At 69.1% G+C, this 22,965-nt stretch carries 18 protein-coding genes and 1 pseudogene; 9 read left to right on the forward strand and 10 right to left on the reverse strand.

Annotated features, from left to right (window positions below; genetic code table 11):
* Positions 1-831: pseudogene (locus ACPUER_RS10760) on the reverse strand (DNA translocase FtsK); the annotation flags it as partial.
* Between the two features lie 170 nt (positions 832-1,001).
* Positions 1,002-1,547: an META domain-containing protein gene (locus ACPUER_RS10765; RefSeq protein WP_072440796.1), complete on the reverse strand. Its 546-nt coding sequence runs from the start codon at positions 1,545-1,547 to the stop codon at positions 1,002-1,004.
* A 212-nt stretch (positions 1,548-1,759) separates the two neighbouring features.
* On the opposite strand from ACPUER_RS10765, the gene purT reads away from it, so the two are divergent.
* The 4 genes from purT (at position 1,760) to ACPUER_RS10785 (ending at position 5,593) form a co-directional block, all read left to right on the forward strand.
* Positions 1,760-2,974 carry a formate-dependent phosphoribosylglycinamide formyltransferase gene (gene purT, locus ACPUER_RS10770; protein ID WP_175962850.1) on the forward strand — a complete coding sequence of 405 codons (1,215 nt, stop codon included), beginning with the start codon at positions 1,760-1,762 and terminating at the stop codon, positions 2,972-2,974.
* Positions 2,975-2,992: 18 nt separating this feature from the next.
* The gene (locus tag ACPUER_RS10775) at positions 2,993-3,178 is read left to right on the forward strand and encodes a DUF6726 family protein (RefSeq protein ID WP_175962851.1); all 186 of its coding nucleotides are present in this window, start codon (positions 2,993-2,995) and stop codon (positions 3,176-3,178) included.
* Between the two features lie 79 nt (positions 3,179-3,257).
* Positions 3,258-3,638 (forward strand): MliC family protein, encoded by a 381-nt coding sequence (locus tag ACPUER_RS10780; RefSeq protein WP_175962852.1) that lies wholly within the window; start codon positions 3,258-3,260, stop codon positions 3,636-3,638.
* A gap of 395 nt (positions 3,639-4,033) precedes the next feature.
* A complete protein-coding gene (locus ACPUER_RS10785) occupies positions 4,034-5,593 on the forward strand; it encodes a DEAD/DEAH box helicase (RefSeq protein WP_310138723.1) in 1,560 nt (519 codons plus the stop codon).
* Between the two features lie 172 nt (positions 5,594-5,765).
* On the opposite strand, the gene gluQRS is transcribed toward ACPUER_RS10785, so the two are convergent.
* Complete coding sequence (gene gluQRS, locus ACPUER_RS10790) at positions 5,766-6,659, reverse strand: tRNA glutamyl-Q(34) synthetase GluQRS (RefSeq protein WP_425131069.1); 894 nt, start codon at positions 6,657-6,659, stop codon at positions 5,766-5,768.
* Between the two features lie 19 nt (positions 6,660-6,678).
* Positions 6,679-7,533, reverse strand: a complete 855-nt coding sequence (locus ACPUER_RS10795) for a sulfurtransferase (RefSeq protein WP_425131070.1) — start codon at positions 7,531-7,533, stop codon at positions 6,679-6,681.
* Between the two features lie 216 nt (positions 7,534-7,749).
* On the opposite strand from ACPUER_RS10795, the gene dnaE reads away from it, so the two are divergent.
* The 3 genes from dnaE (at position 7,750) to ACPUER_RS10810 (ending at position 14,000) form a co-directional block, all read left to right on the forward strand.
* Complete coding sequence (gene dnaE, locus ACPUER_RS10800; RefSeq protein ID WP_425131071.1) at positions 7,750-11,283, forward strand: DNA polymerase III subunit alpha; 3,534 nt, start codon at positions 7,750-7,752, stop codon at positions 11,281-11,283.
* Positions 11,284-11,555: 272 nt separating this feature from the next.
* Positions 11,556-12,644, forward strand: a complete 1,089-nt coding sequence (locus ACPUER_RS10805; protein WP_310139066.1) for a glycosyltransferase family 9 protein — start codon at positions 11,556-11,558, stop codon at positions 12,642-12,644.
* Between the two features lie 177 nt (positions 12,645-12,821).
* Entirely contained in the window at positions 12,822-14,000 is a 1,179-nt protein-coding gene (locus ACPUER_RS10810; RefSeq protein ID WP_175962857.1) for a glycosyltransferase family 9 protein, read from the forward strand.
* A 140-nt stretch (positions 14,001-14,140) separates the two neighbouring features.
* On the opposite strand, the gene ACPUER_RS10815 is transcribed toward ACPUER_RS10810, so the two are convergent.
* From ACPUER_RS10815 to ACPUER_RS10825, 3 genes are all read right to left on the reverse strand, one after another.
* On the reverse strand, positions 14,141-15,421 hold the full coding sequence (locus tag ACPUER_RS10815) for an O-antigen ligase family protein (protein WP_175962858.1): 1,281 nt from the start codon (positions 15,419-15,421) through the stop codon (positions 14,141-14,143).
* Positions 15,422-15,553: 132 nt separating this feature from the next.
* Positions 15,554-16,396 (reverse strand): glycosyltransferase family 2 protein, encoded by an 843-nt coding sequence (locus ACPUER_RS10820; RefSeq protein ID WP_105390997.1) that lies wholly within the window; start codon positions 16,394-16,396, stop codon positions 15,554-15,556.
* A gap of 132 nt (positions 16,397-16,528) precedes the next feature.
* The gene (locus ACPUER_RS10825) at positions 16,529-17,281 is read right to left on the reverse strand and encodes a glycosyltransferase family 2 protein (protein WP_175962859.1); all 753 of its coding nucleotides are present in this window, start codon (positions 17,279-17,281) and stop codon (positions 16,529-16,531) included.
* 225 nt (positions 17,282-17,506) lie between these two features.
* Here ACPUER_RS10825 and msbA point away from each other — a divergent pair, with 225 nt between their 5' ends.
* Both msbA and ACPUER_RS10835 read left to right on the forward strand, forming a co-directional pair.
* Positions 17,507-19,258: a lipid A export permease/ATP-binding protein MsbA gene (gene msbA / locus ACPUER_RS10830; RefSeq protein WP_244137381.1), complete on the forward strand. Its 1,752-nt coding sequence runs from the start codon at positions 17,507-17,509 to the stop codon at positions 19,256-19,258.
* Positions 19,259-19,350: 92 nt separating this feature from the next.
* Positions 19,351-19,725 (forward strand): RcnB family protein, encoded by a 375-nt coding sequence (locus tag ACPUER_RS10835; RefSeq protein WP_425131072.1) that lies wholly within the window; start codon positions 19,351-19,353, stop codon positions 19,723-19,725.
* Positions 19,726-19,773: 48 nt separating this feature from the next.
* Here ACPUER_RS10835 and ACPUER_RS10840 read toward each other — a convergent pair whose 3' ends face one another.
* Genes ACPUER_RS10840 through ACPUER_RS10850 form a run of 3 tightly spaced genes read right to left on the reverse strand, consistent with a single transcriptional unit; the run spans position 19,774 to position 22,606 of the window.
* Entirely contained in the window at positions 19,774-20,340 is a 567-nt protein-coding gene (locus ACPUER_RS10840) for an FUSC family protein (protein ID WP_175962918.1), read from the reverse strand.
* Between the two features lie 41 nt (positions 20,341-20,381).
* The gene (locus tag ACPUER_RS10845) at positions 20,382-21,641 is read right to left on the reverse strand and encodes an MFS transporter (RefSeq protein WP_175962862.1); all 1,260 of its coding nucleotides are present in this window, start codon (positions 21,639-21,641) and stop codon (positions 20,382-20,384) included.
* Positions 21,638-22,606, reverse strand: a complete 969-nt coding sequence (locus ACPUER_RS10850; RefSeq protein WP_425131073.1) for a PRC-barrel domain-containing protein — start codon at positions 22,604-22,606, stop codon at positions 21,638-21,640. Before ACPUER_RS10850 ends, ACPUER_RS10845 begins: the two co-directional genes overlap by 4 nt.
* Between the last annotated feature and the right edge of the window lie 359 nt (positions 22,607-22,965).

Genomic DNA, 22,965 nt, shown 5'->3' on the forward strand with positions numbered 1-22,965 from the left:
GTGCGGAGCGGCCTGCTTCAGCGCAGCGGTGGCCGGTCGCGCAGCCGTCGGCCGCGGCCGGACGGGTTCGAATCCGACCGGAAGCGGGGCGGGATCGGGGCGCGGCACTTGCGAGTTCGCCGCCGCACGCGCGAGGCTGGCGGTGCTGCCGGTCGTCGGGGGCGGCATCGCGCTGGCCGGCATCGGCGCGGGCGGCGCCGGCATGCTGCGACCGGTCGCGGTCGGCTTCAGCCAGCCCGACGGCGCGACGGGTTCCGTGTGCGGACGCGGAGGCGTCTTGCTGCGCGGCTTCGGCCGCGCCTGCGGGTCGGGTTTCCACAGCGTCGGGCGCGAATACCGGCCGTTCTGGCGCGGCGCCATCGAGTTGACGGTATGCGCGGTGGTCGGCTGCACGATGTCGTCGTCGCGATGCAGTGCGCTGCGCGGCAGGTCGGCGATACCGCGGGCATCGTCGTCGTCGCGCTCGCGCGACAGCTTGACGCCGAACGACGTGTCGACCCATGCGGCGAACTGGCGCCAGCCGATGCCGGTCAGCCAGGGCAGCCCGGCGAAAAACAGCACGACCATCGCGACCGGCGTGCCGATCGGACCGAGCACATGGGCGAAGCCGGCGGAGAACGCGTGGCCGAGCGCGTTCGTGTCGGGGCCCGACAGCGCGCTCGTGAGCGTGCAGCTTGCGACGAACACCGCGGCGAAGCCGAGCCACAGGCGGATCGAGCCGCGGCCGGCGAGGCCGCCGCCGCCGGGCAGCATCGCCTGCACGAGACGCCAGAAGAGAAGGAGGAACCAGACGGCGGAGATGCCGAACCAGCCGAAGACAACCGTGTGCATGCTTTGAAACAGGAGTGTGGAGGGGCGCGCGGGGCGCGACCCGCCGAGTTTAACCGGCCGGCGAACAAGATTCTAAGGCGGCGTGAATTCGTTTCACGCCGTGCTGCGCGTGCGTCCGGCACGCGCGCGCAACGCGAAGGCGGTCGGCCGGCCTTCGCGCGCGCGGTGCATCAGGGGCTCCGGTGCGTGAAGGTCAGCGTTGCGCCGGCATTGGTCACGATCTGCAGTTGCTTGGGTTCGCGCATCTGCACGCCGGTCTTCTCGATATGGGCGAGCGCGTCGAGGTACGCGTGTTCGAGCTGGCCGCCGAGCGTATTCGGGCAGGCCATCCGCGTGCCGGCGAGCGGCCCGAAGCTCAGCAGGCCGTTCTTGATCGCGTAGGTGCCCATGTAGCGGTTGCAGCCCGAGAACCCGCTGGCGCGCCGGATGCCCGAGTCGGTCGACAGCGCGAGCTTGATCGGCTCGCCGTTGTCGCCGTGCGGGATCGTGCGCTGCGTGCCGTCGGCGTTCAGCCAGCTGGTGAGCTCCCAGCTCGTGTCGTCGAGCAACTGGACGGCGGCCGGGTTGTACGGGTCGGGGGCGGGGGCGGCGGAATCGGGGTGGGTCGGCATCGCGCAGGCGGCGAGAAGCGTGGCAAGCGTCAACGCGCAGAGCGGCGCGCGCAGCGGGCGAAGCAGGCCGGTGCGGGCGCGTGCGGCTGCGAACAGGTGGGACATGAGCCTCGTTCCTCATCGGATTCTGATCAAGGCGTAAGAGTAACGCACCCGCCCCGCGGCAGGCGAGCCGACACTTCGCGCGCGAAAACGTTCGCAGCCTGCCCGCGCGCGGCGCACGGCCGGGCAGCGGCGCGGCGAAACCGCCAAACCGGCGTCGTGGCGCGTGTTAACATCGGAGCCGTTTTCGTCCTCCACCAGAAGCGGGAAATCACATGCAGATCGGTCAGCGGCTCGGTACGCCGCTTTCACCCTCGGCCACGCGCGTCATGCTGCTCGGCGCCGGCGAACTCGGCAAGGAAGTCATCATCGCGTTGCAGCGGCTCGGTGTAGAAGTCATCGCGGTCGACCGCTATCCGGACGCACCGGGTCACCAGGTCGCGCATCGCGCGCACGTGATCGACATGACGGACGCCGCCGCGCTGCGGGCGATCGTCGAGGCCGAGCGCCCGCACCTGATCGTGCCGGAGATCGAGGCGATCGCGACCGACGCGCTCGCGTCGATCGAGGCGGCCGGCCTCGCCGAGGTGATCCCGACCGCACGCGCGACGCAACTCACGATGAACCGCGAAGGGATCCGCCGGCTCGCGGCCGAGGAGCTCGGGCTGCCGACGTCGCCGTATGCGTTCGCGGAATCGTTCGAGGCCTTCAGCGCGGCGGTCGCGAAGATCGGCATGCCGTGCGTCGTGAAGCCGGTGATGTCGTCGTCGGGCAAGGGGCAGTCGGTCGTGAAGACCGAAGCCGACGTGAAGCCCGCGTGGGACTACGCGATGGCGGGCGGGCGCGTGAACCACGGCCGCGTGATCGTCGAGGGCTTCATCGATTTCGAATACGAGATCACGCAACTGACCGTGCGCGCGATCGACCCGGCGACGCTCGGCACGCGCACCTACTTCTGCGAACCGGTCGGCCACGTGCAGGTCGCGGGCGACTACGTCGAGTCGTGGCAGCCGCAGCCGATGAGCGCGGTGGCGCTCGAGAAGTCGCGCGAGATCGCGCACAAGGTCACCGAGGCGCTCGGCGGGCGCGGGCTGTTCGGCGTCGAGCTGTTCGTGCGCGGCGACGACGTGTGGTTCTCCGAGGTGAGCCCGCGGCCGCACGATACGGGCCTCGTCACGCTCGCGTCGCAGCGCCAGTCGGAATTCGAGCTGCACGCGCGCGCGATTCTCGGGCTGCCGGTCGATCCGGCGCTCGGTACGCCGGCCGCGTCGGCCGTGATCTACGGCGGGCTCGACGAGCGCGGGATCGCGTTCGAAGGCGTGCGCGACGCGCTTGCGGTGCCGGGTGCCGACCTGCGCCTGTTCGGCAAGCCGGAAAGTTTTGCGAAGCGGCGCATGGGCGTCGCGCTGGCGACCGGCGCGACCGTCGACGAAGCCCGCGAACGCGCGAAGCGCGCCGCCGCGGCCGTCCGGCCCGTGTCGGCCGGCTGACGGAACGAGGAGAGGGCGATGGCGTCGATCTGGCTGCGTATCGGAAAGCTGGGCGCCGCGCTGGCGCTTGCCGCGGGTCTCGCGGGTTGCGGCCTCGCGGCCGCGCCGTGCCGGGTGGCATCGGCCGGGCTCAAGATCGTGCCACTCGTCGGCCATGTCGCGGCCGCGCCGACCGACGCGTGCGCCGACGTCATCGATCCCTGACGACGATAACCGGTGCGATGACCCACAATAACCGCGCCCCGCGAGGGCGCGTTTCCACCCGTCTCGCGAGAGGACCTGCATGATTCGCCAAACCGTCGCCGCACTCGCGCTCGCCGGCACCGCCGTTTCCGTCGCGCATGCCGCGCAGCTGACCGTCGAAGAGATCGACGCCGATTCGCGCCAGCAGACCTTCTACGAGTGCGCGAACCAGAAGCAGCCCGTGCGCGTGTCGTACTGGCTCGCGGGCAACGGCCAGAGCTTCGCGCTCGTGCCGGTCAACGGGCGGCAACTGCTGTTCGTCGATACCGTGTCGGCTTCGGGCGCGCGCTATCAGGCCGGCCGCTATACGTGGTGGACGAAAGGCAAGGAAGCGACGCTGCGCGACGAGATCGCCGACCAGAAGTCGCCGCCGCTGCTTGGCGACTGCGTGCAGGTCGAGAAGAAAAAGAAGAAGGGCTGAGCGCCGGGCGCGATCGTGGATCGTGTCCGCCAGGCGCCAGCGCCAGCCGGCTGCCGGACCTGAAGGTTCGGCGCTCAGGCCCGCCGCGGACGCCTGGGCAACGCCATTCTTGATCGGGCCCCTGATATCGCTCGACGACCGATCGGGATAGCCCGACCGGGCCGTTCGCCGGCCGTGCGGCGCTGTCCGGGCTCGCCGCGCGAACTGCCGCTGCGGCCGTTCGCGGCGTTGTCACGGACAGATGGCCGCGCAGTGCTACAATACGGCCCTTTCCGCCGGCATTCGCGCCGAACGGAGTCCGCACGGCCTGGTGTCCAGCGTTCGCATTGAACCGGTCCCAAGCGCCAGAGCGGCGCCGCGCGGCGCGCCGCGGCTCCGTCTATTTCCGAATTGTGATGAGCGCAGGCCCGGCTGGCCTGACGCACGATGTCCCCGCCGCGCCTTTTGAGCGAAACGCCACCATGTCCGATTCTGTCGCCAAGCCCGTCGACGCAACCTTCGACCAATTCGGCCTTGCCGCCGATATCCTGAAAGCCATTGTGGAGCAGGGCTATACGACGCCGACGCCGATCCAGGCGCAGGCCATTCCGGTCGTGCTCGCCGGCCGCGACGTCATGGGCGCCGCGCAAACAGGCACCGGCAAGACCGCGAGCTTCTCGCTGCCGATCATCCAGCGCCTGCTGCCGCAGGCCAACACGAGCGCATCGCCCGCGCGCCACCCGGTGCGCGCGCTGATTCTGACGCCGACCCGCGAACTGGCCGACCAGGTCGCCGCGAACGTGCATGCGTACGGGAAGCACACGCCGCTGCGCAGCGCGGTCGTGTTCGGCGGCGTCGACATGAACCCGCAGATGGCCGAGTTGCGCCGCGGCGTCGAGATCCTGATCGCGACGCCGGGCCGCCTGCTCGACCATGTGCAGCAGAAGACCGCGAACCTCGGGCAGGTGCAGATGCTCGTGCTCGACGAGGCCGACCGGATGCTCGACATGGGCTTCCTGCCGGACCTGCAGCGGATCCTGAACCTGCTGCCGAAGGAGCGCCAGACGCTGTTGTTCTCGGCCACCTTCTCGCCGGAAATCAAGAAGCTCGCGTCGACCTACCTGCGCAACCCGCAGACGATCGAGGTCGCGCGCAGCAACTCGACGAACGCGAACGTCACGCAGATCGTCTACGACGTCGCCGAAGGCGACAAGCAGGCGGCCGTCGTGCAGTTGCTGCGCAGTCGCGGGCTCAAGCAGGTGCTCGTGTTCTGCAACAGCAAGATCGGCGCGAGCCGGCTCGCGCGCAACCTCGAGCGCGACGGTGTCGTCGCGTCGGCGATCCACGGCGACAAGACGCAGATCGAGCGGATGCAGGCGCTCGACGCGTTCAAGCGCGGCGAAATCGAGGCGCTGGTCGCGACCGACGTGGCCGCACGCGGCCTCGACATCGCCGAACTGCCGGCCGTGATCAACTTCGACCTGCCGTTCAGCGCGGAAGACTACGTGCACCGGATCGGCCGGACCGGCCGCGCGGGCGCGACCGGCGACGCGCTGTCGCTGTGCAGCCCGAACGAGCGCAAGCAGCTCGCCGATATCGAGAAGCTGATCAAGCGTCCGCTCGAAGTGCAGACGCTCGCGCTCGACAAGCCGGCGCGCCATCGTCAGGATGACCGTGGCGGCGAGCGTAGCGGCGACCGCAGCAGCGAGCGCGGTGGCGAACGCGGTGGCCGGCGCGAACGCGACGAGCATCGCGGTGCATCGGCGCGCCGCTCGGCCGGTTCCGAGCGTAGTGGTCATCACCGTCGCCACGAAGCGCCGGTCGACGATTTCTTCCTGAAGCCGTATGAGCCGTCGGCGGCGGCGAAGCAGTCCGACGACGCACAGCCGGCGCAGCAGCCCGAGAAGAAAGGGCCGAAGCGCCAGGTCGCCGCGCTGCTCGGCGGGTTCGGGATGCCGCGCAAGCCGTCGGCGTAAGCTCGACGGACGTGGCGGTGCGGCGCGCGAGCGCTGCCGGAAAAGCGGGTGCATGCGATGAGCATGCGCCCGTTTTTTTATTGGAGCCGTGGTTGGACGGGGGGCGGGACGTGGGTTGGCGGCGAGCGATGCAACCGGCACTCGACCGGCGCGAAACGGCTTGCCGGGCGCTTCAGCCGGCCAGCGGCCCGAAGCGCCGCGCCCATGCGGCCGTTGCGGCCGCATAGAACGCATCCAGCGTCGTGCCAGCGAGCGCGCCATCGGGCGCGAGGCCCAGATGCGCGGCCGCGGCCTGCAGCGTCGGCAGCGGATCGTCGCGCTCGAGCGCGGTCGCGCCCGTCTGCTTGCTGAGCTTCTCGCCGTTCGCATCGACGACGACGGGCACGTGCAGATACCGCGGCGTCGGTACGCCGAGGCAGTGTTGCAGATGGATCTGGCGCGCGGTCGAATCGAGCAGGTCGGCGCCGCGCACGACGTGCGTGATGCGCGCATCGGCATCGTCGACGACGACCGCGAGCTGATAGGCCCATTGCCCGTCCGCGCGCTTCAACACGAAATCGCCGACTTCGGTCGCAAGGTTTTGCGATTGCGCGTGCTGCCAGCGGTCGTCGAACGTGACGATCGCCGTGTCGCCGTCCGGTACGCGCAGCCGCCATGCGCGTGCAGGCTTGCCGTGCAGACCGGTGCGGCAGGTGCCCGGATACGCGAGCGTCGTGTGGCGCTCGTGCGCGGCGCGCAGCGAGTCGGCGATTTCCTTGCGCGTGCAGCCGCACGGATAGACGAGCCCCGCTGCGACGAGCTGCTCGAGCGCGGACGTATACGCGGCATCGCGCGTGCTTTGCCATACGGGCGGCTCGTCGGGCGTCATGCCGAAATGCGCGAGCGTCGCGAGGATGTCGTCGGCCGCGCCGGGTACCGTGCGCGGGCCGTCGAGATCCTCGATGCGCACGAGCCATGCGCCGCCGTGCGCGCGTGCGTCGAGCCAGCTCGCGAGCGCGCCGACCAGCGAGCCGAAGTGCAGCGGCCCGGTGGGCGACGGCGCGAAGCGGCCGCGATAGCCGTTCATTTGAGCGCGGGGCGCGCGCTTACGCGGCGCTGGCTGCCTGCGCGCAGGCCGGGCACGACTTGCCGGGCACGTAGCTCGGCGACTGTTGCGCTTCCGGCGCGACGACCGCGCGGCACGCGAAGCACGTGACGTTCTCGGTGGGCTGGAGTTGCGGGTTCAGCGCGGTGCGGTAGTCGAACACGAAGCAGTCGCCGTGATAATGGGCGCCGCCGACTTCCTCGAAATACTTCAGGATCCCGCCTTCGAGCTGGTACACGTTCTCGATGCCGATTTCCTTCATGTGGATCGCGGCCTTCTCGCAGCGGATGCCGCCCGTGCAGAACGACACGACCGTCTTGCCGTCGAGATCGGCGCGGTTCGCATCGATCACTTCCGGGAATTCGCTGAACTTGTCGATCCGGTAGTCGAGCGCATCGTCGAACGTGCCGACATCGACCTCGAACGCATTGCGCGTGTCGAGCATCACGACCGGGCGGCCCGTGTCGTCATGGCCGCGGTCGAGCCATGCCTTCAGCGTGCGCGCGTCGACCGACGGCGCGCGGCCGAGCTCGGGCTTGATCGCCGGCTTCTTCATCGTGATGATCTCGCGCTTCAGGCGCACGAGCATGCGGCGGAACGGCTGCGAGTCGGACAGGCTTTCCTTGAACTGCAGCGTCGCGAACTTGCCCTCGAACAGCGGATCGTGGCGAAGATAGTCGACGAACACGTCGGCCGCTTCGCGCGTGCCGGCGATGAACAGGTTGATGCCTTCCGGCGCGAGCAGGATCGTGCCGCGCAGGTCGAGTTCGTTGCAGCGGGCGGTGACGAGCGGGCGCCATTGCTCGTTCGCGTCGAGCGACACGAAGTGGTAGGCGGCGAGGTTGACGATGGTCATGATGGTCCGACGGGGAAACGGCCGCACGGCGGCTCGCAAAAAAGGGTGCGAAGCCGTGGCGATGATTCGAAAAACCGTATTATCCCGCAAACCGCGCGCGCTTCGGCATCTGGCCGTTGGGCAGGCAGCGCGACGCGGCGTCGCGCGCATCGGCCGTACGGCCAGTGCGGGGATTTTTTGGGCAGCCTGCGCGGCGACGCGGCTACAATAACGCCCATGTCAGATCCCCGCTTCGTTCATCTTCGCGTTCACTCCGAATTCTCGATTGCCGACGGCATCGTGCGTCTCGACGACATCGTCAAGGCGGCGGCCGCGGACGGTCAGGGCGCGCTCGCGCTTACCGATCTCGGCAACGCATTCGGCCTCGTCCGTTTCTACCAGGAAGCCCGCGGCAAGGGCATCAAGCCGATCGCCGGCTGCGACGTCTGGATCGCCAATCCGGACGATCGCGACAAGCCGTCGCGGCTGCTGCTGCTCGTGAAGGACAAGGTCGGCTACCTGAATCTCTGCGAGCTGCTGTCGAAGGCATGGCTCACGAACCAGTATCGCGGCCGCGCGGAACTCGACGCGAGCTGGCTCGACGGCGAACTCGCGCAGGGGCTGCTCGCGCTGTCGGGCGCGCAGCAGGGCGATATCGGGCTCGCGCTCGCGGCCGGCAACGAAGAAGCAGCGCGCCGTCACGCCGAGCGCTGGGCGAAGGTGTTTCCGGGCGGCTTCTACATCGAGCTGCAGCGGTACGGCCAGCCGGGCGCCGAGGCGTATATCCAGCAGGCCGCGACGCTCGCCGCGTCGCTGAAGCTGCCGGTCGTCGCGACGCACCCGACGCAGTTCATGACCGACGACGATTTCACCGCGCACGAGGCGCGCGTGTGCATCTCGGAAGGCGACATCCTCGCGAACCCGCGGCGCCAGAAGCGCTTCACGACCGACCAGTATTTCCGCACGCAGGACGACATGGTCGCGCTGTTTGCCGACCTGCCGTCGGCGGTCGCGAACACGGTCGAGATCGCGAAACGCTGCAACCTGAAGCTCGAGCTCGGCAAGCCGAAGCTGCCGCTGTTCCCGACGCCGGACGGCATGTCGCTCGACGACTACCTGGTCCAGCTGTCGAAGGAAGGGCTCGAGACCCGGCTCGTGCAGCTCTATCCGGCCGAAGCCGAACGCGACGCGCAGCGCGACACGTACTACAAGCGCCTCGAATTCGAGTGCGGGACCATCACGAAGATGGGCTTCCCCGGCTACTTCCTGATCGTCGCGGACTTCATCAACTGGGCGAAGAACAACGGCGTGCCGGTCGGCCCGGGCCGAGGCTCGGGCGCCGGTTCGCTGGTCGCGTACGCGCTCGGCATTACCGACCTCGACCCGCTGCGCTACAACCTGCTGTTCGAGCGCTTCCTGAACCCGGAGCGCGTGTCGATGCCCGACTTCGACATCGACTTCTGCCAGCACGGCCGCGACCGCGTGATCCAGTACGTGAAGGAGAAGTACGGCGCGGACGCCGTGTCGCAGATCGCCACCTTCGGCACGATGGCTGCGAAGGCGGCCGTGCGCGATATCGGCCGCGTGCTCGACCTCGGCTACATGTTCACCGACGGCGTTGCGAAGCTGATCCCGTTCAAGCCGGGCAAGCACGTGACGATCGCCGACGCAATGAAGGAAGAGCCGCAGCTGCAGGAGCGCTACGACCACGAGGACGAAGTCCACCAGCTGCTCGATCTCGCGCAGCGCGTCGAGGGCCTCACGCGTAACGTCGGGATGCACGCGGGCGGCGTGCTGATCGCGCCCGGCAAGCTGACCGATTTCTGCCCGCTGTACACGCAGGGCGACGACGGCGGCGTCGTCAGCCAGTACGACAAGGACGACGTCGAAGCCGTCGGCCTCGTGAAGTTCGACTTTCTGGGCCTCACGACGCTGACGATCCTCGACTGGGCCGAGCGCTACATTCGCCGCCTCGATCCGTCGAAGGCCGACTGGTCGCTCGCGCAGGTGCCGCTCGACGATCCGGCTTCGTTCCAGATCCTGAAGAAGGCCAACACGGTCGCGGTGTTCCAGCTGGAAAGCCGCGGGATGCAGGGCATGTTGAAGGATGCGCAGCCCGACCGCTTCGAGGACATCATCGCGCTGGTGTCGTTGTACCGTCCGGGCCCGATGGACCTGATCCCGAGCTTCTGCGCACGGAAGCACGGCCGCGAGAAGGTCGACTATCCGGATCCGCGCGTCGAACCTGTCCTGAAAGAGACCTACGGCATCATGGTCTATCAGGAGCAGGTGATGCAGATGGCGCAGATCATCGGCGGCTACTCGCTCGGCGGCGCCGACTTGCTGCGTCGCGCGATGGGCAAGAAGAAGCCCGAGGAGATGGCCCAGCACCGCGAGATCTTCGCCGAGGGCGCCGCGAAGAACGGCCTCACGCGCGAGAAGTCCGACGAGATCTTCGACCTGATGGAGAAGTTCGCGGGCTACGGCTTCAACAAGTCGCACGCGGCCGCGTACGCGCTGCTCGCGTATTACACCGCATGGCTGAAGGCGCACCATCCGGCCGAATTCATGGCGGCCAACATGACGCTCGCGATGGACGACACCGACAAGGTGAAGATCCTGTTCGACGACTGCGTCGTGAACAACCTCACCGTGTTGCCGCCCGACATCAACCAGTCGCATTACCGGTTCGAGCCCGTTGCCGAAGCCGACGGCAAGCGTTCGCGCACGATCCGCTACGGCCTCGGCGCAGTGAAGGGCAGCGGCCAGAACGCGATCGAGGAAATCCTGCGCGCCCGCGAGGAAAAGGCGTTCACCGACCTGTTCGACTTCTGCGAACGGATCGACCGGCGCGTCGTCAACCGCCGCACGGTCGAGGCGCTGATCCGAGCCGGCGCGTTCGATTCGCTGAACGCGAACCGCGCGCAGATGCTCGCGTCGGTGCCGCTCGCGATGGAAGCGGCCGACCAGGCCGAGGCGAACGCGATGCAGGCCGGGCTGTTCGACATGGGCGCCGAGTCGCCGCACGCGCATGCGCTCGTCGATGAACCGGCGTGGGACGACAAGCGTCGCCTGCAGGAAGAAAAGGGCGCGCTCGGCTTCTACCTGTCCGGCCACCTGTTCGACGCGTATCGCGACGAGGTGCGCCGCTTCGTGCGGCAAAAGGTCGGCGACCTGAAGGAAGGGCGCGACAAGCTCGTCGCGGGCATCATCGCATCGCTGCGCACGCAGATGACCCAGCGCGGCAAGATGCTGATCGCGCTGCTCGACGACGGTTCGGGCCAGTGCGAGATCACGATCTTCAACGAGCAGTTCGAGGCGAACAAGGCGCTGTTCAAGGAAGACGAACTGCTGATCGTGCAGGGGCAGGCGCGCAACGACGCATTCACGGGCGGCATCCGTTTCACGACCGATACCGTGATGGATCTCGAACGTGCGCGCAGCCGCTATGCGCAGGCCGTGCGGCTGACGATGAACGGCAACGCCGACGCAGTTGCGCTGCGCCGCGTGCTCGAGCCGCACGTGTCGAAGGACGATCCCGCTGCCGCGCATGCGGTCGAAGCGCCCGCGCCGCGCGGCGGCGGGCGTGACGGCGGCCGTCGCCCGCAGGCGCCGTTGCCGAACGGCCTCGCGGTCCAGATCCACTACAGCAACGCGCGGGCGCAAGGCGAAATGCGTCTCGGCGACGCGTGGCGCGTGAAGCCGAGCGACATGCTGCTCGCGGAACTGCGCGCGGCGTTCGACGGCAGTGTCGTCGAAATCACGTACTGACCGCATCCCGACCACCGGACGGCTGTCGCGATACGCGGCCCGTCGCATCGCCATCGTGCGGTGCGGCGGGCCGTTTTTACATCTTCGGGTACCCGGGTCTTGGGCCGGCCATCCGGACGCTATACAATCCGGCGCAGCCGCGCTCGCACGCGCGCACACAAACGGGGGCGGATCCACGCGGCGAGCGGCAACGCGCGACAAGGCCGTCCCGGAACAGGATGCCGGGGCATCAGCCCGTCGCGACGATAAAAACTGACAGTCACCACATGACCATGGCCAACTGGAACCCGACGGGCCGGATCCTCGTGATCCGGATTGATTTTCTGGGCGACATGCTGTGCACGACCGCGTTCCTCGGTGCGCTGAAGGAGCGCTGGCCGGGCGCGGAACTGCATGTGGTCGCGAACCGCTACAACGCGGCCGCGCTGGCCGGCAACCCGGACGTGCACACGGTTCACACGTACGTGTACAGCCGCCAATGCGAACGCAACGACCGTCCCGGGCGGATGCGCGCGCTCTTCGACCGGCTGCGGCTCGTGCGCCGCCTGCGTCGCCTGCGGTTCGACCTCGTGGTCGTGCCGAACGGCGGCATGCATCGCAGCAGCATACAGTTCGCGCGCCAGCTCGGCGCGAAGGACTGCCGCTGGCACGATGCCGAGACCGAATTCGACGATCGCAAGCCCGAACACATCGCGCAGCGGCCGATGTGCCACGAGGCGCTGTCGGGGTTCCGGCTCGTGCCCGAGCTCGGTCGTGCCGATGTCGACCGCCTCGGGCTGTCGGTTCATCCCGATCGCACGTTGCAGGACGCGTGGTATCGCCTGCTCGGGGAGCGTACGAAGCCGCGCGTCGGTTTGTTCGTGTCGAACAAGGCGGCCGAGCGCCGCTGGCCCGCGGATCGCTGGCGCGACCTCGGCGAGCGGCTCGCGCCGTTCGCCGACGTGATCGTGTTCCGCGATCCGGCCATCCGCAATACCGCCGAGGACGATGCGTGGCGCGATGTGAGCGCGCGCCATGTCGTGCCGTCGTCGGTCGCCGATCTGGTGGCCGCCGCGAGCCTGCTCGATACGATCGTGTCGGCCGACAGTGCACCCGTGCATCTCGCGTCGGCGCTCGGCGTGCCGGTGGCCGCGCTGTTCGAGGACCGTCCCGAGAAATACCTGCGCTGGCATCCGCTCGGCGTGCCGCATGTGATCCTGCGCGCCGGCGCGACCGTCGACGCGATCGGTGTCGACGCGGTCGAGCGCGCCGTGCGTCATCTGCTGCCGCAGGCCGGCCATTGCGACGAGCCGGTGGCGGATGCGGCACGCGCACGGCCGACCGCCGCCGCGACATCCGCGGTCCTGACCATCACTTCGTAGCGCCGGAAGCGCCCACACGGTGCAAGCGCCGGCGCCTGCCGCACCGCGCCCGCAGGCGGGGTCGCATCAGGGGGCACATCAGCGCGTCCTGCACGGCCGGTTCGCGATGCCGCGCCGGCTGCTGCAAAATCCTGTACATTGCCAGCCTTGTTCAGCCAGCTAGACAGACCGATCGCCGTGGCCCTGTTTTCCTCCGCCCGCCCGCCCAGAACCATCCTCGTTGCCGCGCCGCGCCGTATCGGCGACGTGCTGCTGACGACGCCGCTCGTGCGTTCACTGAAGGCTCGCTGGCCCGATGCGCAGATCGACATGCTGGTGTTTCGCGGCACCGAGGGCGTGCTCGAGCACAATCCGGACGTGCGGCGCGTGATCGTCGTCGCGCAGCGCGCGGGATTCCGCGAGCGGCTGCGCGACGCGCTGTCGATGTGGCGCCGCTACGATCTCGCGTGCGCGGCGCTGAGTTCCGACCGGCCGCGCTTCTATAGCTGGTTCGCGGGTCGCAAACGGGTCGGCCTCGTCGATCCCGACCGCGTCACGTGGCTCACGCGGATGATGCTGAACGGCATCGCGATCAATCACCATGAATCCGCGCATACGGTCGTCAGCACGCTTGCGCTCGCACCCGTGATCGGCATCGAGCCGGTGTCCGAGGTCGTCGCGCCCGGCATCGGTGACGATCCCGCGCGGCGCGCGCGCTTCGACGCATGGCTCGCGGAGTCGCCGGCGATCCGCGACGGCAAGCCGCTGGTCGTCCTGCATCCGTATCCGATGTTCCGTTACAAGCAATGGCGGCTCGAAGGCTGGGTCGAGATGATCGGCTGGCTGCGCGAGCGCGGCTTTGCGGTCGCGTTGTCGGGCGGTCCAGCCGATCGCGAGCGCGAGTATGCGGAGCAGGTCGCGGCCGAAGCGGGCGGCGACGTGCTGAATCTGGTCGGCCGCCTCACGTTCGGCGAGAGCGCGGAGCTCGTGCGGCGCGCGCGGCTCTTCATCGGGCCCGACACCGGCGCGACGCACGTGGCGGCTGCGACGGGCACCGACACGATCGCGCTGTTCGGCCCGTCCGACCCCGTGCGCTGGGGGCCGTGGCCGCAGCACTGGCCCGCGACCGAGAATCCGTGGCCGCTGCGCGGCTCGGGGCGGCACGGGAACGTGTGGCTGCTGCAGGGGGAGGGCGATTGCGTGCCGTGCCGGCACGAGGGCTGCGAGCGCAAGGTCGACAGCCGCAGCGATTGCCTCGCCAATCTCGGCGCGCAGCGCGTGAAAGCCGCGGCGGCCGAGATGCTCGGGCTGAATCCGCCGGGCCCGGCCGAGGCCGCCGTCGATACGTCGCGACTGCATCGCGCCGGATCCGACTGACGACTGACGCGCGGAAGACGCGCGTTTTTGCTTCGTTGCAGGCGGCTTGTTTCGCGGCGAGCCGTGCAGCCCGCTCGCTTTGACGGCAGGCCTCCGCTGCCGCCGAAGCCGGCTGGCGGCAGCGCGGATGCCGTTGCGCGTTACGCGCTGCGCCGGATCGCCGACGTCTCGCGCGGCAGCGCCTCGCCGCTCGCGCCGCAACCGAGCAGGATGCCGGCCAGCAGCACGATCAGGTGCCCTTCGGCGAAATCGAGCAGCAGCGAATTCGCGAGGCTGCCGATCGTGAAGATCGCGAGCCATGCGAGCAGCAAGTGCCGCGAGCGCGGATCGAGCGTGCGGCTGCCGCGCGCGATCTGCACGATCAGGTTGATGAACAGCAGCACGCCGAGCGAACCGAGCTGCACGGCCATCAGCAGGTATTCGTTGTGCGGGTTCGACGTGAGCTGGCCTTCGGCGGCCGTCTTGCCGGCCGTGAGCTTCTCGAATTCGGATTCGAGGCCGCCTGCACCGTAACCGATCACCGGGCGGTGACGAAACAGCTCGAGCCCCTTCTTGTACCACTCGAGGCGCAACCCGGTCGACGTGGCTGCATCGCTCTGCCGGTATTGCTGCACTTCCGTCACGACCTTCACGAGCCGGCCGTTGTGAACCGTGCACGCGGCGACGACGAGCGCGACGCCGAACAGGACGAGCACGCCGGCGGCGAGCCCCGCGCGCAGCGCCGATTGCCGGCGCAGCAACAGCACGAAACGCACGGCGACGACGAGGATCAGCAGCAGCGCGATGACCTGCCCCGTGCGTCCCTGCAGCATCACGAACACGTTGACGAGCGACCACGCGGCGACGCCCGCATATGCGGTGCGGGACAGCGCCGTGCGGGCGGCAAGCGCAAGATCGGCCGCCTGATAGAACAGCAGCGCGCCGAACATGCCGGCGGCGATGTGGTTCTTGAACACCCAGGCGCGCGACAGCGGCAGATCGGTCGCGTGCGCGGGCCCGATCGCGGTCAGCCCGAGATAGTTGGTCGTCGACAGCAGCAGGATCACGCACAACGTGCCGAACCAGCAGCGCCGCACGATCGGCGCCCAGTTCGAATGACGGAACGCGAGCACGGCGAAGGGCAGCAGCAGCAGCTTGTCGTACTTGGCGACCCAGTTCCACGCCTTGTTGTGCGGTGCGACCGTATACGCGACGCTGGCAGTCAGCGCAGCGAGGATCAGCAGCGCCGCGAGCGAAGCCGGGTCGGTCACGAACGAGCGCAGGTCGCGCCAGAATTCGGGGGAGATCACGAGCGCGGCGGCGAACAGCCCGCAGAAGACGTTGGTCAGCGCGGTCGAGACGGGCACCATGCAGAGCGCGGCGACGGCGAATGCACGGGCGGCGGTCAGGCGCCGCGTGGCGGGAGCGGAAAACGAAAGCATCGGAACCTGTCGAATGGACGAATGCGGCTTGCGGACATCGTGCTCGCGCCGCGCGTCCCGGCGGGAGCTCCGGGACGAACGGCGCAGTATACGCGAAGCAGGCAGCGTTTCTGTGCCGTTTTAGGGGCCCGATCAGCTGAACGCGCGCTTGATCCGCGAGCGCAGCAGCGCGCGCTTCAGGCGCCCAGCAACTGCCGGCGTGTCGAGCGCGATGCGCGTGCCGGCCGGCTCGCCGCGATGCAGGTAGTAGCGGTCGAACGTCGCCTGGGTCATGCCCCATTTGTTCAGGAACTGGCGGCGGCCGTCGTTCTTGACGATCTTGCCCGTGCTCTTCTGCTGGAAGTGGTAGACGAGGCTGTCGCCGACACCGAGGAAGATCCGGCAGCCGGCGTCCCAGAATTTCATCGAGAAGTCGTTGTCGCTGCTCATGCCGGGCGACAACTCGCTGCTGTAGCCGCCGATGCGGTTCCACCAGTCGCGGTGCACGAGCGTCGGCGGCCAGGTCGAACCGAGCCAGTCCGCGCGCGCGAGCCGCGGGGTCGCTTCGACGAGGCCCGCCGCGTCGAAATGCTCGGCATCGCGGCCGAAATTGCTGACGACGACGCACGGGTTGCGCGTGTCGACCGGCTCGATCATCGTGCCCGACAGCATGAAGAGGTCGGTCGGCATCTGTTCGATGCGGCGCACGAGCGCCGCGTCCCAGCCGGGGCAGCAGAACATGTCGTCGTTCATGTAGACGACGTAGTCGCGCGTCGCGCGCGCGGCGGCCAGGTTCACCGCATGGCAGATGCCGATGTTGGTCGGCGACGCGGTGTGCTCGATCCCTTCGCTGCGCACCCAGTCGAGCGTGCCGTCCGAGCCGTCGTTCACGTGCACGATGATCTGGTGATCGTACGCGGAGTGGCGGCGCAGGCTGTCGACGACGAGCTTGAGGTACGGCAGGTTGTTCCAGGTCGGGATGATGATGGAGAACATGGCGGTCGGATTCGGTGGTCGTCGTGGCGGGCGGCGCGCGGTGCAGCCGTCTGGGCGGGCACGCGCGGCGCGGGCAGCCCGGCATTGTAACGCCGGGCCGGCCGCTTGCCGGCGGCGCGCAGGGGCGGGCGCTCAGCGCGCCGGTTCGTGGCCGAGCTTCAGGAAGCGGTAATAAACGGTTTCCGCGTTGAACACGGCGATCATGAAGCCCGCGCGGCCGTCGAGGAACCCGCGCCGCAGCACGTAGGTGCGCACGAACGCCCAGGCGCCGCGCGCGAGCGCCTTGCCGAAGCCGCCGCGCTGGCCGGCCGCGCGGCGCTGGCGCGCGCCGGCCGTCGAATACGCGTCGAGCTTGCGCACGACGGTTTCGAAATCCTCGTACGAGTAGTGCATCAGCTTGCCGGGCAGGCGCTGCGCGGCGGTATCGAACACGAGGCGCTCGTGCACGAGATCGTCCGAGAAACGCGCGGCGCCGCGCCGGAACAGGCGCGGCACCCAGTCCGGATACCAGCCGCTGTGATGGATCCACTGGCCGCAGAAGCTCGACAGCCGGTCCAGCGCATAGACCTGCGCGGCCGGCGCGCGGATCGCGTCGCGGATCGACTGCGCGAGCTCCGGGCTGACGATTTCGTCGGTATCGAGCGACAGGATCCAGTCGGTGCCGAGCGCGTCGAGCGCGCGGTTCTTCTGCGGGCCGAAGCCCGGCCAGTCGCGCTCGACGATCACGCGCGCGCCGTGCGCCTGCGCGATCGCGACGGTATCGTCGGTGCTGCCGCCGTCGATGACGACGACATCGTCGGCGAACGACAGCGCATCGAGGCACTGGGCGAGCCGCGCGGACGCGTTGAGGGCGATGAGGGCGACGCCGAGGGAGGGTTCAGCCATGAAATCGTCGGAAAGGCGGAGAAAACGGTGAGCGGCAGTATACCCGCGGCCCGGCCGCCGGCCGCATCGGCCATGACCGTGCCGGCGAGGGCGGTGCGGCTATAATGTTGAGCCCTTTTCGGCACCCGCCCGACAGGGGCGAAATCCCGGGCGGCCACGCGCCGGGCGCCGCATCGCGGCTCAAGAAGGATTGCCTTGGAAACCCAGAACACTCTCCGCAAACCGATGGACGGCACCGGCACCTCGCCGGTCACGGTCCTGAAGCGCCTGTGGCCGTACATCCGGCCGCTCATCGGCATCGTGGTGCTCGCCGTGATGACGATGGGCGTCGTCGCGGCCACCGAAGCCGGCATTCCGGCGCTGCTCAAGCCGCTGCTCGACCACGGTTTCGGCGTGCACGGCAGCGACCGCGCGAAATGGTACGTGCCGATCGCGGTGATCGGCCTCGCGCTCGTGCGTGGCGTATCGCAGTACGCATCGAATTACCTGCTCAACTACGTTTCGAACCGCATCCTGCTGCAACTGCGGCTCGAGATGTTCCAGCGGATGATCCATACCGGCGCGTCGTTCTTCCAGCGCGAAACCGCGAGCACGGTGATCAACGCGATCGTGTTCGAGGTCAACCAGATCCTGTCGGTGCTGACGGGCGTGATGGTCACGCTCGTGCGCGATTCGCTGACGGTGATCTTCCTGCTCGGCTACCTGTTCTACCTGAACTGGCGGCTCACGCTGATCGTCGCGGTGATCCTGCCCGGCATCGGCTGGCTCGTCAGCAAGATCAACCGCCGCCTGCGCCGCCTGAACCGCGAGCACCAGACGCTGACCAACGAACTGTCGTACATCGTCGAGGAGACGGTCGGCGGCTACAAGGTCGTCAAGGTGCACAACGGCGAAGCGTACGAGATGGACCGCTTCGCGTCGATGAGCAAGCGCCTGCGCGGCTACGCGATGCGCATGACGATCTCGGGCGGTCTCGCGCAGCCGCTCACGCAGTTCCTCGCGTCGATCGCGCTCGCGGTCGTGATCACGATCGCGGTCGTGCAGTCGACCAACGACCAGACGACGGTCGGCGGCTTCGTCGCGTTCGTCACGTCGATGCTGCTGGTGATTTCTCCGCTCAAGCACCTGATCGACGTCAACCAGCCGCTGCAGCGCGGGATGACGGCGGCCGAGCTGATCTTCGGGCTGATCGACGAGCCGGCCGAGCCGCAGGGCGGCGGGCGGCTGCTGCCGCACGCGCGCGGCGAGATCGAGTTCCGCGGCGTGTCGTTCGACTACGGCGCGGCCGAGCGGCCGACGCTCGACCGCATTTCGTTCAAGGTCGCGCCGGGCGAAATGATCGCGCTCGCCGGCCCGTCCGGCAGCGGCAAGACCACGCTCGTGAACCTGCTGCCGCGCTTCTTCGACCCGACGGACGGTGCGATCCTGGTCGACGGCGTGCCGGTTGCCGACTACGACCTCCACGCGCTGCGCAGCCAGATGGCCATGGTCAGCCAGGACGTCGTGCTGTTCAACGACACGATCGCCGCGAACGTCGCATACGGGCAGACGCCCGACCGCGCGCGCGTGCAGGCCGCGCTCGAGGCCGCGAACCTCGCCGACGCGGTCGCCGCGATGCCCGACGGGCTCGACACGCTCGTCGGCGGCAACGGGATGCGGCTGTCCGGCGGCCAGCGCCAGCGGCTCGCGATCGCGCGCGCGATCTACAAGGACGCGCCGATCCTGATCCTCGACGAAGCGACGTCGGCGCTCGATTCGGAATCGGAGCGCCACGTGCAGGCCGCGCTCGAACGGCTGATGGAAGGCCGCACGACGCTCGTGATCGCGCACCGGCTGTCGACGATCGAGCGTGCGGACCGCATCCTCGTGCTCGAGGCCGGCAAGATCGTCGAAGAGGGCAGCCACGACGAACTGCTGCGCCACGGCGGCCTCTACGCGCACCTGCACCGGATCCAGTACCAGCAGCAGGCGGCGTGACGCGCGTTCCGTTCGCGTCAAACCGGTGTGCTAGTCTTGATTGGGCAGGCCCGGTCGTTTGCTACGACGTGACAACACGGAGGGAAGGCACGATGAAGAAGATGCACTGCATGATGCTGGCCGCGCTGATCGCGGCGGGTTTCGCCGCGCCGGCCGCGATGGCGCAGGATCACGACAACCACGACAACCGCGGCATGCATCGCGGCCATGGCCCGAAACATCTGCCGCCCGGCCAGGCGATGCACCGCGAGGACGACGTGCCGCCGCGCTGGGCCGACCAGCCGCGCCGCGACTGGCACAAGGGCGACCGGCTGCCCAGCGAATTCCGCGACCGCCAGTACGTGATCGACGACTGGCGCGGCTACCACCTGAGCCCGCCGCCGCGCGGCTATCACTGGGTCGGCGTGGGCGGCGATCACCTGCTCGTGCAGATCGGCTCGGGCATCGTGCTGCAGATCGGCGAGTAACGTTTCCCGCCGTTTATCCGGTTGCCGGGCCCGCGCCCGGCAGCCGCGTCACTTTGCCGCCGCGCGGCGGAACCAGCGCCGCTCGATTCTCGACATCCCCCAGCACACGCCGAGCGCACATACGGTGCCGAGCGTCACCTCGCCGAGCCGCATCAGCGGAATGTCCCACAGCGGGCCGTTGCCCGGAAACAGCAGCACGATCGTCGCGGTCACGCCGCCGAGCCGTGCCGCGCTGCCGACGTTCAGGCACCAGCAGCAGACGACCGTGAGCGCGACCGCGAGCGCATAGGCGACGAGGCGATCGCCGCCGAGCGCGGCGCCCGCGAAGCCGAGCACGCCGCCGATCATCGCGCCGACGAACTGGTCGCGCGACAGCGACATCGTGTCGGAGTAGTTGTGCTGCGTGACGGCGATCGCGGTGACCGCCGCCCACACGGCCTGCTCGGTGTGCAGCGCACGTCCGATCGTGTACGCGAGGCATGCGCCGCAGACGGCCTGGATGGCCATCAGCACGCCTTGCACGAAACGCTCGCCGAAGGTCAGCCCCTTGAACAGATCGAAGACCGACTGCTGGATCTGCTGGCGGGCTTCGTTGAGTGTCCTGATCGTATCCATCATGAGTTGGCCAAGAAGCGGGTAACGGCGGCGCGCCGCCCTCAATGCGCCTGTTCGGGCGATGCGGCGGCCGGCTCGTCGGTCGCTGCATCGCCGTTCTCGACGCGCGTTTCGGGCATCACGAGCCAGACCAGCAGCACCGCGAGCGCACCCGCGCCCGCGAGCCCGAAGAAGCTGACCGTGTTGCCGAAGTGATCGGCGACGTAGCCGGCCGCGGCCGTGCTGAGCGTCGCGCCGATCCCGGCCGCGAGCCCGAAGAGCCCGATACACAGGTTATAGCGGCCCTTGCCGCCCGCGACGTCGGCCGCGATCAGCGGCAGCATCACGCCGAACACGGCCGCGCTGATGCCGTCGAGCATCTGTACGGGCACGAGCAGGTACGGGCTGCTCACGCCGGCGAACAGCAGCGCGCGCACCGGCAGCGCGGAGAAGCCGAGCAGCAGGATCGGCCGGCGCCCCCAGCGTTGCGCGGAGCGGCCGACCCACGGCGACAGCATCGCGACGATCGCCTGCGGCACGATGATGCACGCGGCGATCACGAGCTGCACGTTCTCGCCCATCCCGGCCGTGACTTCGCCGGCCGCGAGGTTCAGCATCGCCGCGTTCGACAGGTGGAACAGCACGACGCACGCCGCGAAGATCAGCATCCGGCGGTCGCGCAGCAGTTCGAGCAGCGTTTCGCGGTGCTCGCCTTCGTCGTGATCGTCGGGCTTCGACGACTGCGGAATCACCTCGTGCGTCGGCTGGATCATCGCGAGCGCGAACAGCGCGGGCAGCGCCAGCACCGCGGTCAGCCAGAACACCGCGCGCGCGGAGAAGTATTCGCCGGTGAGCCCCATCAGGCCCGCCGCGACCGCGCTGCCGATCGACGCCCAGCGCGCGTTGCGGCCGAGCCGGTCGCCGAGGTCGGCGCGGCCGACCAGCGAGAACGAGATCGCGGCCATTGCCGGCACGAGCATGCAGCTCGCGAACCCGTGGAACACCTCGGCGGCGATCACCGGCACGATCGTCGGGCTCGACGCGAGCAGCACCGCGGACAGGATGATGGCCGCGATCGCCCACGCGGCCGCGCCTTTCTTGTTCTTCAGCGCATCGACGGCCGCGCCGCCCGGCACCTGGCTGACCATCGCGCTGATCGTGCCGATCGACAGCACCATGCCGATCTCGCCCTGCGTCCACTTGTGCGACGCGAGGTAGGACGCGATGAACGGACCGAACCCGGTTTGAACGTTTGCAACGAAAAAGTTGAGCCAGTCGAGAGACCGCAGACTGCGAACGCTGACGGAATGCTTGATCGTCATCGGGTGGCACTCGCAGACGAAGCCGGCGCGGCGGCGGCAGGGGGCGGCGGCGAGACCGCGACGATCGGCTTGTCGGCCGCGTAGGGCGGCGACGCCTTGATCTGCGCGTCGTTCAGGTCGAGCTGCGGATGCAGCGCCTTGTCGCGCGTGACGAAGCGCAGCGCGGCCCAGTTCGCGGCGATCGAGCGGCGGTCGGTATTGACGAGCCCGCCGAGGTCGAGCACGACGGCCTGCGGCTGCGCGGCGCGGTCGATCAGCACGTCGACGACGCGGCCGATCTTCGTGCCGTTCGGGCGCTCGACATCGCTGTCGAGCATCGGCAGCCGCGTCGCGGGCGATGCCGCGGCGGAGCCCGACAGCGGCACGGCCTTCGGCCGCGCGGCGGGCGGCAGGTCGCCCGACGGCACGTCGAGCACGATCGGCTCCTGTTTGCCGCCCGGCGTAAAGCGGAACACGTTCCACGGGAAGATGACCTTGCGGTCGCCGACGCCCATGAAGCCCTGCAGGTTGACGATCATCTCGCGCGGTTTGCCGTTCGCGTCGGTCACCATGTCGATCGCGCGGCCGATCACCTTGCCGTTGCGGCGCGCGACTTCGCTGTCGAGCAGCGCATGGATCTGGGTGCGGTCGAGCACGCGCGTCGCGACGAGCGGCGCGGGTGGCGGCGGGGGCGGCGTCGGCGATTCGGGGCGCTGTACCGGCTTCGGCCGCGTCACCTCGCGGTGCGGCTTCTTCGGCGCTTCCGGTTCCTCCGGCTGCGTCGGCGCCGGCACGGGCGGCATCGTCAGCGGCTCGCCGGCGGTTTCCTCGACGGGCTCGACGAGCGCCTCGCTGATCGGCGCGGGCGGATTCTGGGTCGGCAGCAGCCCGCAGCCGGACAGCAGCACGGCGGCGGCGAGAATCAGGAAGACCGTCGACGACGGAAACGACTTGCGGGATGCGGGAAACGGAAGTCCGCCGCTCATTGACACTCACTCCATGGGTCGGGGGCGGCCCGAGGGCACGCGGCTGGCGATGGATGGCGGGTGCGGGCGGCGCACCACGCGAGGTGAGAGTTTAACGTGTCTTGCTTTCAGGACCGATTTCGATGGCCGATTGGAGGCGGACTGTCGGGAAAAGGAAGGGATCGGGGGCGGGGCGGGGGACGCCGAACGACGGTCGAGGATGCGGCCGCGGCGCCTGATCGGGGGTAGTCACGGTCGACACGGCGTGAATCGTGCGAGCCGGTGCCGGTTGCGCGGGTGTCGGGAGACGGGTAAGGGAGGCTGAAGAGAAGGCGGGGCATACAGGCGCCGGCCTGGCCCGCCGTCATGGCGGGCCGGCG

Source organism: Burkholderia sp. DN3021 (assembly GCF_049805555.1).
In the GTDB taxonomy this organism is placed as follows: domain Bacteria; phylum Pseudomonadota; class Gammaproteobacteria; order Burkholderiales; family Burkholderiaceae; genus Burkholderia; species Burkholderia pyrrocinia_C.